This is a genomic window from Halapricum salinum, from assembly GCF_004799665.1.
GTDB classification, from domain to species: Archaea; Halobacteriota; Halobacteria; order Halobacteriales; family Haloarculaceae; genus Halapricum; species Halapricum salinum.
Map to the genome: position 1 here is coordinate 144,493 of NZ_CP031310.1, position 15,090 is coordinate 159,582.

Annotated in this window: 10 protein-coding genes; 5 read left to right on the plus strand and 5 right to left on the minus strand. The window is 63.1% G+C overall.

Features of this window, described 5'->3' with window-relative positions; translation table 11 throughout:
- Positions 1 to 105: 105 nt before the first annotated feature.
- On the plus strand, positions 106 to 798 hold the full coding sequence (locus DV733_RS00785; protein WP_170178674.1) for a hypothetical protein: 693 nt from the start codon (positions 106 to 108) through the stop codon (positions 796 to 798).
- A 70-nt stretch (positions 799 to 868) separates the two neighbouring features.
- A complete protein-coding gene (gene dnaJ / locus DV733_RS00790; RefSeq protein WP_049993293.1) occupies positions 869 to 2,029 on the plus strand; it encodes a molecular chaperone DnaJ in 1,161 nt (386 codons plus the stop codon).
- 22 nt (positions 2,030 to 2,051) lie between these two features.
- On the opposite strand, the gene DV733_RS00795 is transcribed toward dnaJ, so the two are convergent.
- From DV733_RS00795 to DV733_RS00805, 3 genes are read right to left on the minus strand one after another with little or no spacing between them, the layout of a single operon-like run.
- On the minus strand, positions 2,052 to 5,354 hold the full coding sequence (locus DV733_RS00795; protein WP_049993294.1) for a hypothetical protein: 3,303 nt from the start codon (positions 5,352 to 5,354) through the stop codon (positions 2,052 to 2,054).
- Between the two features lie 2 nt (positions 5,355 to 5,356).
- Entirely contained in the window at positions 5,357 to 6,799 is a 1,443-nt protein-coding gene (locus DV733_RS00800; RefSeq protein ID WP_049993295.1) for a P-loop NTPase family protein, read from the minus strand.
- 3 nt (positions 6,800 to 6,802) lie between these two features.
- Entirely contained in the window at positions 6,803 to 9,961 is a 3,159-nt protein-coding gene (locus DV733_RS00805; RefSeq protein ID WP_049993296.1) for a tubulin-like doman-containing protein, read from the minus strand.
- Between the two features lie 295 nt (positions 9,962 to 10,256).
- On the opposite strand from DV733_RS00805, the gene DV733_RS00810 reads away from it, so the two are divergent.
- The 3 genes from DV733_RS00810 to DV733_RS00820 all read left to right on the plus strand — a co-directional run bounded on the left by DV733_RS00810 (position 10,257) and on the right by DV733_RS00820 (position 13,587).
- The gene (locus DV733_RS00810; protein ID WP_049993297.1) at positions 10,257 to 10,676 is read left to right on the plus strand and encodes a hypothetical protein; all 420 of its coding nucleotides are present in this window, start codon (positions 10,257 to 10,259) and stop codon (positions 10,674 to 10,676) included.
- A 92-nt stretch (positions 10,677 to 10,768) separates the two neighbouring features.
- On the plus strand, positions 10,769 to 13,024 hold the full coding sequence (tmcA, locus tag DV733_RS00815; RefSeq protein WP_049993298.1) for a tRNA(Met) cytidine acetyltransferase TmcA: 2,256 nt from the start codon (positions 10,769 to 10,771) through the stop codon (positions 13,022 to 13,024).
- On the plus strand, positions 13,021 to 13,587 hold the full coding sequence (locus DV733_RS00820) for a DUF456 domain-containing protein (RefSeq protein ID WP_079979391.1): 567 nt from the start codon (positions 13,021 to 13,023) through the stop codon (positions 13,585 to 13,587). Before tmcA ends, DV733_RS00820 begins: the two co-directional genes overlap by 4 nt.
- 158 nt (positions 13,588 to 13,745) lie before the next feature.
- Here DV733_RS00820 and DV733_RS00825 read toward each other — a convergent pair whose 3' ends face one another.
- A complete protein-coding gene (locus tag DV733_RS00825; RefSeq protein WP_049993299.1) occupies positions 13,746 to 14,789 on the minus strand; it encodes a thiamine pyrophosphate-dependent dehydrogenase E1 component subunit alpha in 1,044 nt (347 codons plus the stop codon).
- Positions 14,790 to 14,868: 79 nt separating this feature from the next.
- Positions 14,869 to 15,009, minus strand: a complete 141-nt coding sequence (locus DV733_RS17215; RefSeq protein ID WP_170178679.1) for a hypothetical protein — start codon at positions 15,007 to 15,009, stop codon at positions 14,869 to 14,871.
- Positions 15,010 to 15,090 lie beyond the last annotated feature (81 nt).

Sequence of the window (15,090 nt, forward strand, 5' to 3'; positions counted from 1 at the left end):
ACTAAATGCGTTCCCTGAAGCGCGTTTTTGTGATTCGACTGACAACCGAAAACAGATGGATTTATCAACCAGCTTCGAAAACGAACGCGACGAGTACGAATGGGAATGGATCGACGTGACGCGCTCCGCGTCGTGGGTGGAGTATCGATTGCAGGACTGGCCGGGTGTTCGATGCTCGGCGGCGGTTCGGACGACGGGTCCAGTGGTGGGGCGTTGTTCAGCGAGTCCTTCGAGGCCAACGGGGTGCCCGGGACAATGAACGACGACAGTCAGCAGAACGCGAGCGTCTCGATCACCTCCGACCTCGCCAGCGACGGTTCGCAGTCGCTCGGGATGGCGTCGACACCTGGAACGAGTACCAGCGCAAAAGTCACGACCACGGAGTCGTTCGCTGGGGCGGGGAAGCACGCTGTCGACCTCTACAAGGTCGCCGACGACGTCGACGAGGGCGGCTGTCGACTCCGCCTGCTCGACGCGAACACCGACGCCGAAGTCAGCCTGTTCGACATCGACTACTACGGCGGCGTCAGTTTCGAGGAGAAAGACGAGAACGGCGATCGGATCGCTCAGTCGTCGTTCGGCGCTCGACTGTCGAACGAGGAGTGGCACGAACTCTCGATCACCGTCAGTGAAGAGGGCCTCACCTTCGCAGTCGACGAGCAGAAAACGAGCTATCAACCGAGCCTGTCGTGGGCCGACCGCGATGTCGTCGTCCAGCTCAACGCCAACGTCTGGGGTGGCGCGTGGGGGTCGAAACTCGACGTCCGCTTCGACAATCTGCGCATCTCCGACCTGTAGTGCCAGCGGCGCGGTTCGAAGTCGGACCCGGGCTTTTCAAGTGTCTCAATCGAGTACCGCCCAATAACCAATGAGCGAGGACTTCTACGACATTCTGGGGGTCTCCCGTGACGCCGACGCCGACGAGATCCAGGAGGCCTACCGGGAGAAGGCCAGAGAGTATCACCCAGACGTCAGTGACGATCCGAACGCCGAGGAGAAATTCAAGAAAGCAAAGAAGGCAAAGGAGGTCCTGACGGACGAGGAGAAACGCCAGGCCTACGACCAGATGGGGCACGAGCGCTTCGAGCAGGCCGAGAAACACGGCGGCTTCGACGGCCAGGGCGGCGCTGGCGGTCGCGGCGGTATGGGCGGCGACCCCTTCGGCGGTGGCGGCGGGTTCAACATGCAAGACATCTTCGACCAGTTCTTCGGCGGGGGCGGCCGCGGCGGCCGCGACGGTAATCGCCCACAACAGGGTCAGGACCTGAAAACCCGTCTGGAGGTCGATCTCGAAGACGCCTACGAGGGCGTCGAGAAGCAGCTGACCATCAGGCGGCCCGAACGCTGTGGGGACTGCGACGGCAGCGGTCACCCGCCGGGCTCGGACAGCCAGACGTGCCCGGAGTGTGACGGGCGCGGGCAGGTCACACAGGTCCAGCAAACCCCCATGGGGCGCGTCCAGCAGACGACGACCTGCCGCCGCTGTGGCGGTGAGGGGACCCTCTACGAGGAGACGTGTTCGACCTGCCGCGGCGAGGGAATCGTCCGTAACGAGGCGACGCTGACCGTGGAAGTACCTGCGGGGATCCGAGACGGACAGACCCTCCGAATGGACGGCGAGGGCGCGCCTGGTGAGAACGGCGGTCCCAACGGCGACCTGCTGGTGGATATCGCGATCCGCGAGCACGACACCTTCGAGCGCGAGGGCGACGATCTTCGCCTGCGTGAGGCGGTCTCGTTCCCCCAGGCGGTCTTCGGCGACACGATCGAAGTGGAGACGCTGGACGGCGACGTCGAGTTCGAGGTCCCGGCCGGAACCCAGAGCGGCGAGACCTTCCGGCTGGAGGGCAAGGGCATGCCCCGACTCCGTCGGCGCGGCCACGGCGACCTCTTCGTGACGGTCCAGATCTACACGCCCGATAGCCTCAACAGCGAACAGCGCGAGGCGCTGGAGGCGTTCGCGGAGGCCGGCGGCGAGGAGATCGACGTCGAACAGGGCTTCTTCGAGAAGCTGAAGAACAGTTTCTGAGAGTAATCACTATGAGTTCGGGCTAGGTGGCTCGCGCTCTCGCGACGAACTGCCGGGCGACGTTCTGCTGGTCGGCTTCATCAGCCCCGACAGTCAGATCCACGGAGACAGTGACCGGCGCGCTGTGGCGCTGGATCGTCACCGAGACGGTGTAGTTGCTGTCGTCGAGAGTGACCGGGAACGAGCGGTTGTAGTTCCCGTTCGTGACGTTCAGCGTCGTCGCGTTGACGGGACCCGACGTGTTAGTGACCGACACCGCCATCCTGTTGGTCTGGGGGAGGCTGAAGTTCTCGGCGTCGTTGGTCAGGTTGAGGCGTAACTCGCCTGCCGACTCGTCGTACGTCGGCCCGTAGCTGACGTTCAACGAGACGTTTCGCTTGACGAACGGCTTCTCCTCCGAGTAGTGCTTGCCGTTGGCCTCGATCGTAACGTTGGCGGTGTAGGTTCCGTTGTCTTCGTCGAAGGCGATCGAGCGGTTGTAGGCTCCATCGGTGACGTTCACCACCGTGGAGTCACCGGTGGGGAAGTCGTCCTCTAACCACTCGACCACCATCGTCGTCTCCTCGGGGAGGTCGAACCCGGCGGCTGCGTTCGTCATGTTGAACGCCACTTCACCGCTCGTCGCGTTGTACTCGGGACCCTCGCTGAATTTCAGCGAGACATTTCGATAGACGAACGACTGTTCCACCGAATAGCCTTGGCCGTCGCCATCGATCACCACAGACAGGTTATACGTCCCTTTTTCGAGGTCGACCTCGTCGATCGAGGCGGTGTAATTGCCATCGGTGACCGGGATGTCCTCAGACACTTTCTGACTGTCATCGTCGCTGACTAGGACATTCATCGTCGTCTCCTCGGGGAGATCGAACCCGTCGGCAGCGTTCGTCATGTTGAACGTCACCTGCTTGGCCGTCGCGTTGTAGTCGGGCCCATCGGCGAACGCCAGGTCGGTCTTCCGGTTGACGAACGAGCCGTTGACGGTGTATGTCTGGTCGCCGTGGATGAGCGTTACCATGAGGTCGTAGTGGCCATCGGTGATCTCGGGATCAATCCGTTTCGGGTACTTCCCGTTCGTGACGTCGGAGGAATCGCGGAACACCTCCACCCCGGATTCGTTCAGGACCGAGACGTTCATCGTGGCTTCTTCAGGTAGCGGCTTCCTGTTGTGCATCTCGTTTGTCAGACCGAACGTCACCTTGCCGGTCGTCTCGTTGTGCGAAGGTTCGTCGCTAAACCCGAGGTAGACGTCCGAGACGTTGAACGGGACTGTCGTCTCGTTCTCGGCGTCGAACGTCGGATCTTCGACCAGCACTTCGAGACCGTATTGACCGGCTTCGAGAATACCGGGATCGAGTTGCTGTGATTCACCCTCGATCGCGCCGAACGAATAGGTCCGGCTAACTCTCACCGAATCTCCCTCCATAACATCCACCGTGACGTTCGCGTCGGCCGGAACCGACCCGCCGATCGACTGGAGAGTGAAACTGACGTTTCTGGTCGGCGGGTCATACGTCGGTGGCGACGGGGATTCGACCGAGAGCGGTCTGGTAGTCACGGCGAACGTCTCGTTGATCGACTCTTCTGTCGCAGACGCCAACGTCACGTCGAGCGTGTAGTTCCCCGGATCGAGGCCGTCCCCGATGGTGACGTTCATCGCCGATCCGATACGGCTCGAATCGTGATTCGTCAGTGGGACGTCAGTGATATTCGACGTCAGCGTCGCGTTCTCTGGGATCGTACTCTCGTTTCCCAGAGTGAACGTCACCTGCCGCGTCGCCGGGTCGTAGGACGGCGCCTGTCGGAACTGAAGCCCGACCGAGAGGGCCGCTTCGGGGACATTGAAGGACTTGGTTATCGTTCGACTCTCCCCGTCGTGTGTGAGGGCGACCCGCAGCGTGTGCTCCCCCGCTTCTGAGATCGTGTCGGGGAAGGACTCCGTCACGTTACCCCCGATCGAGACATCTGACCGCACATCTACCGAACTCCCAGACGGTGTGGTCCGCGTGACGTTCATGCTCGTGTTTCCGGCGAGCGAAGCGTCCACGTTTCGAAGATCGAAGGTGATGTCGTTGTTGTCGGAGTCGTAGCCAGCGTTTTCGATGGTCACCTGATCGAGCGACGAGGGTGTGGGCGTGGACGTGGACTGGTTTCCGGGAGTCACCGCCGTCTCAGTCGACAGCGTTCGGTTGTCGTAGGAGACGTTCACGCTGAGTCTGTACGTGGAGTTGGCGTCGAGCGTCGCGTTGTCGAACGTGAGTGTGTAGCTACCGTCTGTGACGGTCCACTCATTGCTCCAGTGTCTGGTCTGGTTGGAAAGTCTCGCCCCGACGATTGCTCGCTGGGGTAGCGAATCGTTCGCCGAAAGACTGAAGCTGAGTCGATTGTTCTGATACAACGAATTATCGACCTGAAGCTCGACTTCAGGGGCCGAAGCGTCGTCACCGCCGTCGTCACCACCGCCCATGAGTGGCAACCCATCGACGATCGGCATCCCGGCCAGCGCAGAGCCGTACAGGGCGAGCACTGTGAGCGCCAGTATGCCGAATACGCCGGCGATACCGTACACCTTCGTTCCGTGTCGGTCCAGCAACCCGGGATCCGACGCGACTGCCCCCGCGGGCTGGCGACGTTGCCGCCGGCGCTCCCGGAGGTTCTGGACTGCTTGCTCGGTCTCTCCGAGCAGCGTGACGCCGTTGTACGGCCCCTCCTCGATCACGATGGTGAAGTCCGAGAGCCGCGAACTGTCGGCGTTCTCGGCGATCACGACCGACCCGGCGTCGGCGGTCACTTCGAGTAACACGCCGAATGCGAGCCGATACGATCCAACGCCGACCTTCAGCGGTTGGGGCGCTTGCACGCCCGTCGTGGTCGCTTCGTCTTTGATCCCGAGCGTGCTCTCAGATGAGCCCCCAAGGGAACTCGACTGACTGTCCCGGAGGAGAGTCTTCAGGTCGTCGAGGTCGCGGGTGTTCGTCGGCGTTCGGCCCTGTTCGTTCTCGACCAGCAACTGAAAGATCGTCGTGTCGTCGGTCGAAGTCACCAGCTCCATCCCGTATTTCCCTTCGACCAGGTCGACCAGGTCGGCGTGGAACCCGCGTCCGATATCCCGGATCGAGTTCGCCCGGTAGACGGCGTAATACTGTTCCGAGCGGCTGGCTTCCGATTCTCGCGCCCGGAAGAAGACCGTGGCCTCGACCTCCGTGCCGCGGTCCTGGATCGCCAGTCGGACGCCGTCGAAGAAGAAGTCCTTGATGCGCTGATCGGGCGAGTCCGTCTCGCTGTCGAGGGGCTGACCCTGGGAGCCGTAGATTCTGATGTCCGACATCGTCACCCTCTCCCGAACTTGTTGAGGAGTTCGGTGAACCCGACTGTCGTGACCGAACCCGTCTCGTCGCGCATCGGGACCCGGTTCCCGTTCTCGTCGATCGTCGTCTGATAGTAGACCGGATGGACCTCTGCGCCGGCCGTCTCGGTGATGAGACTGTTGACGTTCTCGCTCTCTCTGAGTCTGTTGTTGACGTACTGCTTGAAGTCCTCGAAGTATCGGTGGGGTTCGAGGCCGCGCTCGGTCCGGAAGTCCTCGGCGAGGTAGTCCGCCTTCGTCGCGACGATCATGACGTCCTTGTTCTTGGCCGACTGGAGGATCGAGAAGTACGACGAGATCTCCATCTGCTCGTTGTTGACGAACCGTTCGATGTCGATCACCAGCAGGAGCGTGTCGGCCCCGCGGACGCCCTCGGCGAGTCGTCGAAGGGTCATGTCCATGTCCTCCTCGGCGATCATCCCCGTGAGCGCGTCCGGGAGTCGCTGGAGGTACTCACCGGCGTAGTCGATCCCGGACAGTTTGACGTTCTTGGGGAAGACCGAGCCGTGGACGTACTGGAAGCGCAGGTCCTTGACCTCGCCGCGACCGGTCGCTTCGACGATCCACTTCGTCTCCTGTCTGTCCAGCGCCTCGACCATCGACATCAGATCCTGACTCGGGTTCAGCGGCGTGTTACTCTTGACCGAATCGGTCCGGTCGAGCGCTTCGAGGTACGCGCCGATCAGGAAGAGACTCTTGCCCGAGGCACGCGGCCCGAGGATGAAAAAGTCCGTCTCGGCGTCGTACTTGACGAACTGTTTCATGGTCACGACGAACAGCACCGTCGCGGCCGCGTGCAGCTCGATGTTCGAGGCGTTGATCTCGGTCGCCGAGAGACTGACCGACTGCATCGCGACCGAGTTGTCGGCAACGTCGATGAGAGCCGGATAGTTGATGTGCAGTTCCAGAAAGCCGACCACACAGAACGAGGCAACCATGTAGAAGATGAGCTTCGAGGCCCGCCTGAACTCCAGTGCCTGGGCGGTCTGCATCCGGAACAGTTTGCGTCCGCCACCGACGACCACGCCGGAGACGAGACCGAAGAGTAACCAGCCGGCACTGCCGACCAGGTCGACGTTCGGCAGGAACAGGTCCATCGTCTGGAGGCCGACGAGCCCCAGCAGGAGGCCGAACCAGAGGAGAAACGCTTGCCATCGTTTCTTCGGGTCGATCGTCATCAACGCCAACAACCCGAGGAAGAACCCGAAGATCGTGACGCTACTGGCCTCCAGTGAGACGCCGTACATGATCAACACGTCGAAGAGCGATCGAACGATGTTCGACGCCTCCCACGCCGAACCGAGCATCTGTGCGATCGGCCACGCCAGCGCCAGGATGACGGCGAAGTAGCCGATCAGCTTGAGCTTCTCCAGATTTTCCTGGAGATACGTGATCACGTTCGACATTGGTCAGTCGTCGTCTGCCGCTGCGGTCTGTTTGTGCTCAACGCGTTCGTAGTAGCCCGAGAGGAGGTCGTCGACGATCTCGTCCTCGTCTCGGAGATAGAACTCGACGTCGTCGTCGTACTCCATGTTGAGGTGGCCGGTCCGGCGCACGTAGTAGCCGTCTTCGAGACCGTAGCTGTGATGGACGAGGATGTCGTCGCCGAGCTCCGAGAGTCGGTTCTCGTACCCGTTGTGGTAGCCGTCGGCCTGGACGAACTTCCGGAGGTTGTCGAGGAACACCCCGTTGATGAAGACGCCGAGCCCGATGTCCCACGGCCCCCCGACCTCGGAGGCCCAGCTCGTGTAGGGATTTTTCGACCGTTTCCCGCTGCCACCGAGATCGAACGCGCCGTTGAACATGTTCTCGAAGTCGATCGACTCCGAATCCATCTGTGAGATTGCCGGACTCATCACCGACAGCCGGATGCGGAGGTTGTCGTAGCGTTTGCGGTCTTTCGAGAGTTGCCTGCGTCGCAAGCCCGTGTACTCCTGATTGCGAGCGTTTCGCGACAGTTCTTCGAGGTTCTCCCGGACGCGCTGGTGCTCTTCGCGGCTGCTGAAGAAGTCACTCTGTGCGATGTTGTCGTTGCCGGTCGCTCTGAACACGTCGTCCGGCCGGATGTTCTTGATGTAGACGTAGTCCTCTTCTTCGGTCGCGACCCGCTGTCGGGAGTCGTCGTCGTACTCGCTCCAGTTCGTACGGAACGACGAACTGTGCTCGGACCAGCTGTCACGGCGGTTGTTCAGATCTTCGAACAGTTCGATGGTCGGCTGATAGAGGTCGAGCTGCTCCTGGACGTCGTCCAGTTCGCTCTCGATCTCGCGAACGCGTTCCTCGACGTCTCCCATCTCGACGACGTCGTCTTCGATCGCTTTCTTCGCGATGCGCTCGACTTCGTCGACGTCGACCGGATCGGCACTGAGCGCCGATTCCAGCGACCGGACGCGTTCGCCGTCCAGTCCGTCGAGCTGGTCCCGCAGGCTGTCGATCATCTGCTGGACCAGTTGCTGTCGGTTCTGGTGAGCCGTCTCGATGATCGTCTGGGGGTCGAACTGGACCGACGCGCTGAACTGCCCGCCGGGCGGCCCGATCGCGAAGATGCCGTTGTCGCTCAGCTTGTTCTTTTGCATCTGGTAGTCCTTGTTGGCCTCCTGGCGATCCTGCTCGGTCGAACTCTCCCACGGCGTGAGCTTTTCGAGCGTCCCCTCCGGTTGCATCAAATTCATGAACGCGATCCGGGCGTTCTTGAGCTGGGTGAGCGACGCCTCGATGGCTTGCCTGTCGCGCTGGAAGTTGTAGTTCGTCCCCTCGAAAGCGCTCTGGACACGATCGAGCGACTGCGTGACCCCTGCCCGGTTGACCTGTTCGACCTCCCCGGGCGATGCCGCGTTCGTGACGGCGTTGAGAAAGCGGTTGAGCTGACCGGACAGTTCCGAGAGTGCGTCCTCGATCGCGCTCTCGTCGTGTTGCTGGAGCGCCTGGAGGTCGTCGTTGGTCGCGCGCTGCCACTCCGTCAGCCGTTGCTGGACTTCCTCGGATTGCTCGTCCCGGAGTGCTTCCAGTTCGGCGTTGGCGTCCTCGAGGTCGGACTGGAGGCGACTCCGTTTTTCGTCTTTGTCCTCGACTTCTGCTTCGAGTCGCTGCAGTTTGACGCCCGGCGCTGAGTTGGTGTTCCCCGACCGGATCAGGTACTCGATGGCGTTTCGAATCCGGCTGTCGTCGATTATCTTTCGCCGTTCGAGGATCTCTTTTCGCTGGCCGAGAGCCCGCAGATCCTGTTCGAGAATCTCCGCGAGGTGCTCGTCGATGTTGTCGACGAAGCTGCCCGCGTCCTGATTGGTCGCGTCGACAGCGCGCAGCGACGCCGCGATGTACTCGATCTGTTCGACGACGTCGTCACTTTCGGCCTTGGCGTCCTCGATGATCCCTCTGAAGATCGACAGCGATTGGTAATCCAATTCGTTGAAGAGATCGAATTCGAGCAGCGACTCGACGTTCTCCAGTCGCTCGGAGAGGTCGGCGACGTCGAGGTCACGAAGGCCGGATTCGACGTTCTGATCGTCGTAGTGTCTCGCGAGGAATCTGTCGATCTGAGCGTAGATCTCCTCTTCCAGTCGGAGCGCCTGCTCCTTGTCGTCGAGAATCTCGCGAATCGCTTCCCTCGCGTCGTTGATAGCCTCGACGTTGTACCGTAGTACCTGTGGAATCCCGATAGTGAACGGCGCGTAACTCGGTGTGTCGGCGAACGGGTCTTCGAGACCTTCGGTGTTGTAGTAGGCAGCGAGCAGGTAGATCGCCGCCTCGTCGAACTCGTTGAGGTACTTGTCCGTCTGGATGCGGTTGCCGGTCTTCCCGTCGAAGTCAGTCGGATCGATGGGCAGCAGGACCACGTCCTTGAAGATCTCCTCGCGCTGGAGGTGGAGATACTCCAGTTCGGTCAGCGCGGCGAAGGCGTTGGCGTTCTCCTTGGGGCCTTCCGTGTGGTTCGGAAGGACGCCGAACAGCGTGATCTCGGCGGTACGGTGTTGCTGCTGGAGGTGCCTGGCCAGATCGACGAGGATGCCCGATCCGGTCCCACCACCGAGTCCACAGAGCACCGCGACCTTCCCCTTGGTCGGGAGATCGATGTACGTCGAGATGCTGTCGTCCTCGGCGTAGGCCTTGTAGTAGATCGCCTTCCCGAGCCCGCGCTTGCGGACGACGCCCTTGGCGAAATCCAGGTTCTCGTTGATGTGGGGCTCTTCGATCCACCACTTGTCCTCGTCCATACCGTTGCCCGCAGCGATACGGGGTACGGCGTCGTCCCCCAGTAGGTCGATTGTCCCGCTCAGCTGGATGCTCTCGGTGATCAGCTTGTACTCGAGTTCCAGATTCCCCGTCCGTCCCTGATCCGGATCTCTGAGTTCGTTCTCTAGTTCGGTCACCCGTTCACGGATATCCCTGATTCGCTGTCGATCCGTGTTCTGCTCTCCTTCCGCCGTGTCGATGATGGTCACGCTCACCGACTGTGGACTCGGCCGTGGCTCCAGAATATCCCGCAACACCCAATCCGACTCCAGCAGCGTGAACGCGAGCTCTTTTCCTGCGCCGCCGATCGAAAAGATCTGTGAGGGGAAGTTCATTTATTGACAGTCGGACTGACTGACCGGCCATACTTATTAATTTTGTATAGTTTTCACATCTGATATTCACACTCGTTTTTATATGACGGTTAATATTTTGTGCCCCTTAGGCAATTCATGATCTCAGATGAACGTAAAATGAGAATACTATATCGACCTGAAAATTTCGGTATAGGGCGTGCGGTGGGTAGCTGTCGCAGATCGTGCAGGATAAGTCCGTTTCACTGTGTGGGCCTGCAGAATCGGAATCCGAGTAGACACCTTTTAAGGGGACCGCAAGCGTCGAGACGACGTGATGGAACGTCGCACGGTGCTCCGGTCGGCTGGGGTGGCGGCCTGTCTGGTCGCCGGATGTGCTGGGTCGCCAGCGACCCGGCTAGCACACCACGTGAGCGTCCGAAACTGGACAGAGTCGAGTCGGGCGCTCGGGGTCATCGTCGAGGGCGAGTCGGAGACACTGTTCAATCACCGGTACGACCTCGAATCCGGGACCCACAGGGGCGGCTACGGGTTCTACGGCGAAGCGAACACGATCGCGGTGATCGTCGACGGATATGCCGTCCAGGAGTTCGAGTTCGACGACGCCAGTTGTACCGGGCGGGACCTCGTCGGCCTGGTCTTGACGCTCACCGAGTCCGGCACGGTCGACCTCGCGTACGAATGTGCAATCGCGGAAGATCCGACACCGACAAACGGCAACGCATCGCGACCGTGAGGAGCAAGGCCACAGCGCGCGGTCGGTGATCGTCACGCGCCGCGCGTCCACCAGACCGTCACGTCCTTTGGCTGTGGCCACCGAGCAGGCGTATGGACCACGCGGCCGCACTTCGCGCCGAGGCCCAGCTGTGCGACGAGCGCCGTGTCCTCGTCCTCTCCGGCGAACCTGCGGCGACCCGTGAGCGAGTCGGTGACGCCCTCCACGCGACCTCGATCTCCGGGGAATCGACCACGCTGATCGGTCCCGAGCCGATTCTCGACTGTGAGCGTCTCGATCCGGCCCACGCGAGCGACCTCCTCGGACAGACGCGCGAAGCGGTCGTCTACGACGCCCACGAGTCACTCCGCCCGAACGCACTGGGACAGGTCGTCGGTGCGGTCGACGGCGGCGGGCTGTTCGTGCTTCTCGCGCCACCGCTGAATCGCTGGCCGGACCGACGCGACGCGTTCGACGAGACGCTCGCGGTCCCACCGTTCACTCGCGAGGACGTGACCGGCCACTTTCGAACGCGGCTAGTCGAGACGCTGCGCGCCCATCGAGGCGTTTCGATCGTCGACGCCGAGACGGGGGCAGTCGAGTCCTCGGGACTGACCGACCCGCCGCCGCGTCGCCCCAGACCCGAGCCGACGGCGCCAGACGATCACGTCTTCCCAGCCGCCGCATACGCGGCCTGTCTGACCCAGAACCAGGTCGATACCCTCCACGCGCTCGAAGCGCTCGCCGACCCCGGCGGGAGGGTCGTCGTCGAGGCCGACCGGGGTCGGGGGAAGTCCAGTGCCGCCGGGCTGGCCGCGGGGAGTCTCGCTGCGGCCGGGGCGGACGTCCTCGTGACCGCGCCGCAGTACCGACGAGCCAGCGAAGTGTTCGCTCGTGGGCGCGAACTTCTCGCAGAACTCGACGCGCTCGCTGGCGACGACACGGACCGCGGCACGCTCGCCGACGATCCGGACGCGTCCCGGCCGATCGAATCTGACGAGGGACGCGTCAGATTCGCACCGCCAGCCGAAGCCGCGGCGTTGCCGGACGATCCGGACGTCGTACTCGTCGACGAGGCGGCGGCACTCCCGGTCAGACTGCTCGAGCGCTTTCTGGACGCACCGAGCGTCGCGTTCACGACGACCATCCACGGCTACGAGGGCGCAGGGCGGGGCTTTTCGGTTCGCTTCCGGGACCGACTCGCCGACGCCGAGCGCGAGATTCGGGAGGTGACGATGACCGAGCCGATCCGCTACGCGGCCGGCGATCCCGTCGAGGTGTGGGCGACGCGAGCGCTGTTGCTCGACGCGCGGCCGCCCGTCGACCCGCTCGTCGCAGACGCCCGGCCCGGGAGTAGCTCGTATGAGCGTCTCGGGGCCGACCGGCTGCTGACAGACGAACAGCTGCTCAGAGAGGCGTTCGGCCTGCTGGTACTGGCACACTACCGGACCGAGCCGGACGATCTGGCGCGCCTGCTGGACGCACCGAACGTCTCTGTTCACGCACTGCTGGCAGACGGACACGTCGTGTCGGTCGCGTTGCTGGCACGCGAGGGCGGGCTGTCAGCCGAGCGCCGAGCGGAGATGTACGCGGGGTGTCGGATCCGGGGGAACATGCTTCCGGACGTTCTCACCACGCAGCTTCGCGACGAGGACGCAGCGATCCCGGTCGGCTGGCGAGTCATGCGGATCGCGACCCACCACGCCGCCCGCGGACGGGGACTGGGCTCACACCTGCTCGATCGGATCGCCGCCGACGCCGAGGACGAGTACGACTACCTGGGTGTCGGCTACGGCGCGACCCCCGAATTGCTCGATTTCTGGGCTTCGAACGGCTTTTCGACCGTGCACCTGTCGACGACGCGCAACGAGCGCAGCGGCGAACACTCGGCAATCATGCTGCGGCCCCTCTCCGGTCTCGGGGAATCGCTTCAGGAGCGACACACCGACTGGTTCCTCGGCCGGGTTTCGGGAATGCTCTCGGACTCGCTCGCGAACCTCGATCCCGACGTGGTGCGCGCGGCGCTGGCGTCGGTCGAGGGGACGCCCGGGCTGGACCTGTCGGCATGGGAGTGGCGGCTGCTCGCAGGATCGCCGTTCGGGGCCGGGATGTTCGACACCGCGCCCGACCCCTTCCGAGCGCTCGCACTGGCGGCACTGACTGATCCCGAGGGTCCCGACCTGGACGACCGTGAGGCCCGATTGCTCGTTCGGAAGGTGTTCCAGACCCACGCCTGGGAGCGAGTCACCGACGACCTCGACTTCGTCTCACGTCGAGAGTGTATGCGTACGCTCGGGACCGTGACCGAGCGGCTGGTCGAGGCGTATGGAACCGAAAACGCTCACGCGGAACTGGAGCGATTCCGATGAGCGTGCGCGCGACGGTTCCGACTGTCGTCGACCCGCCGTCAGTCCTGACGATCGTTCACCCGCTGTCAGTCCTCGATTCAGTGCTGGCCGAGCCGCTCGTGCTGGTAGCGTTCGCGTTGCTGGCGCTGGGCGTCGTCTTCAGTGTCGTCCCAGTGCTTCCCGGACCCCCGTTGTCGGTCGTGGGCTCCCTCACCTACTGGTGGGCCACTGGCGAGCCGGGGTTGTTCGTGCTCGTGGCGCTGCTGACGGTTGGGGTGGTCGCCGTCCTCGTGGACTGGCTCGGCGGGGCCGTCGCCGCCAGGGCCAGCGGCGTTTCGACGGGTGTGAGCCTGCTCGCAGCACTGGTCGGACTCGCTGGCACGGTCGTTCTGGGCCCGGTCGGCCTGCTCGCCGGGGTCGCGGGAACGGTGTTTCTCGCGAGGTATCGGACCGAACGGGATGCGAGCGCGAGTCTGCGGGCGGCAGCCTACGCGACGGTCGGTGTCCTCGCTTCGGCCGTCGTCCAGACCCTGTTGACGGCGTCGATGCTACTCGTCGTGGTTCTGACGCACTTCTGGTGGTGAGCGACGCTCACGCCTTCCGAACCCTGACAAAATTTTTTTGCTGGTATCGGGTCGTTCTTGGTCTATGTTCGTTCGACTATCGCCAGTCCGCCCTCGCGCCGGGATCCAGCATCGCGCTGACTGGGCCAGGCAGGCGGGAGGAGACCGACCGTGAGTGACTACGTGCTGTCGCCCTCTTCTCGACGCCGTACCTGTTCGAGAACGTGCACTCGCTGATCGCTCAACCCGGGCGGCAGTTCGGCGTGGACGTGTTCGAACAGCGTCTCGGGATCGGGGTCCGGCGTCGACTCGGCAGTCTCGACCGCGTCAGCGAGTTCGTCTTCGACCTCGGCTGCGATGGTCGCTGCGAGCGCGTCGTCCAGCACTCCCTGCTCGCGAAGGTAGTCCTCGTAGCGTTCGATCGGATCGGCCGTGCGCCACTCGGGAAACTCGGCCTCGCTGTCTCGATATCGCGAAGGGTCGTCGCTCGTCGTGTGAGCGCCCTGGCGATAGGTGAGACTCTCGACCAGCACGGGGTCGCCGTCGCGGGCGCCTGAGAGGGCGTCGGTCATCGTCTCGGCGACGGCCAGTGGGTCGTTGCCGTCGACCCGGACACCGTCGAAGCCGTAGGCGTCGGCTTTCGCCGCGATGGTCTCGCTCGCGGTCTGGCGTTCTCGGGGCATCGAGATGGCCCAGCCGTTGTTCTCACAGAAGAAGACGACCGGCGCGTCGGAGACGCCGGCGAAGTTCAGCCCCTCGTGGAAGTCGCCCTCCGACGTTGCGCCGTCGCCGAAGTAGCAGACGACGGCGTGGTCCGCTCCACGATAATCGGCGGCCATGCCGATCCCGGCGGCGTGGGGAATCTGGGAAGCGATCGAGATGGCCTGTGGGAAGACCGGTCTGTCGTGCCCAGAGTGGTACTCGCCCATCCCGCGGCGAAAGAGCAGGATGTCGCTGGCTGGCACACCCAGCGTCAGTTGCATGGCGTTTGAGCGGTAGGTCGGGACCAGCCAGTCGTCCTCGGCCATGGCGTGGGCCGCCCCGACCTGAGAGGCTTCCTGGCCTTTGAACGGCGGATAACTGCTCATCCAGCCGCGGCGCTGGAGCGCAAGCGCGCGCTCGTCGAACCGCCGCGCCCGGACCATCCCGCGGTAGATCTCGATGGCTTCCTCGACTGTGAGTTCCGTCTCCGCGAGGTCGCGCTCGCCGATCACCCGGTGCATAGTCGTGTCTCGGCCGCGAGCATGAAAAACGTCACCGGCACTGTCGGTCGCGAGCGGCACAGCCCGCTCGGCAGGCGTCTCACTCGAATTGGAGATGATCTTCGTAGCACGCCCGACAGACGTAGTGGTCGATCACGCCCGCGTCGCTTTTGGTGTGAACGAGGACGTGGACCGTGTTCGCGAACGGGACCTGCTCCTCACAGATTCCGCACGTCTCCATACGTGATAGTTCGACAACCAGTGACAAAGTAGTTCGCGTCAGTCGGCGGCCGACCCCGAGTCGATCACAGCGGCTTTGGGC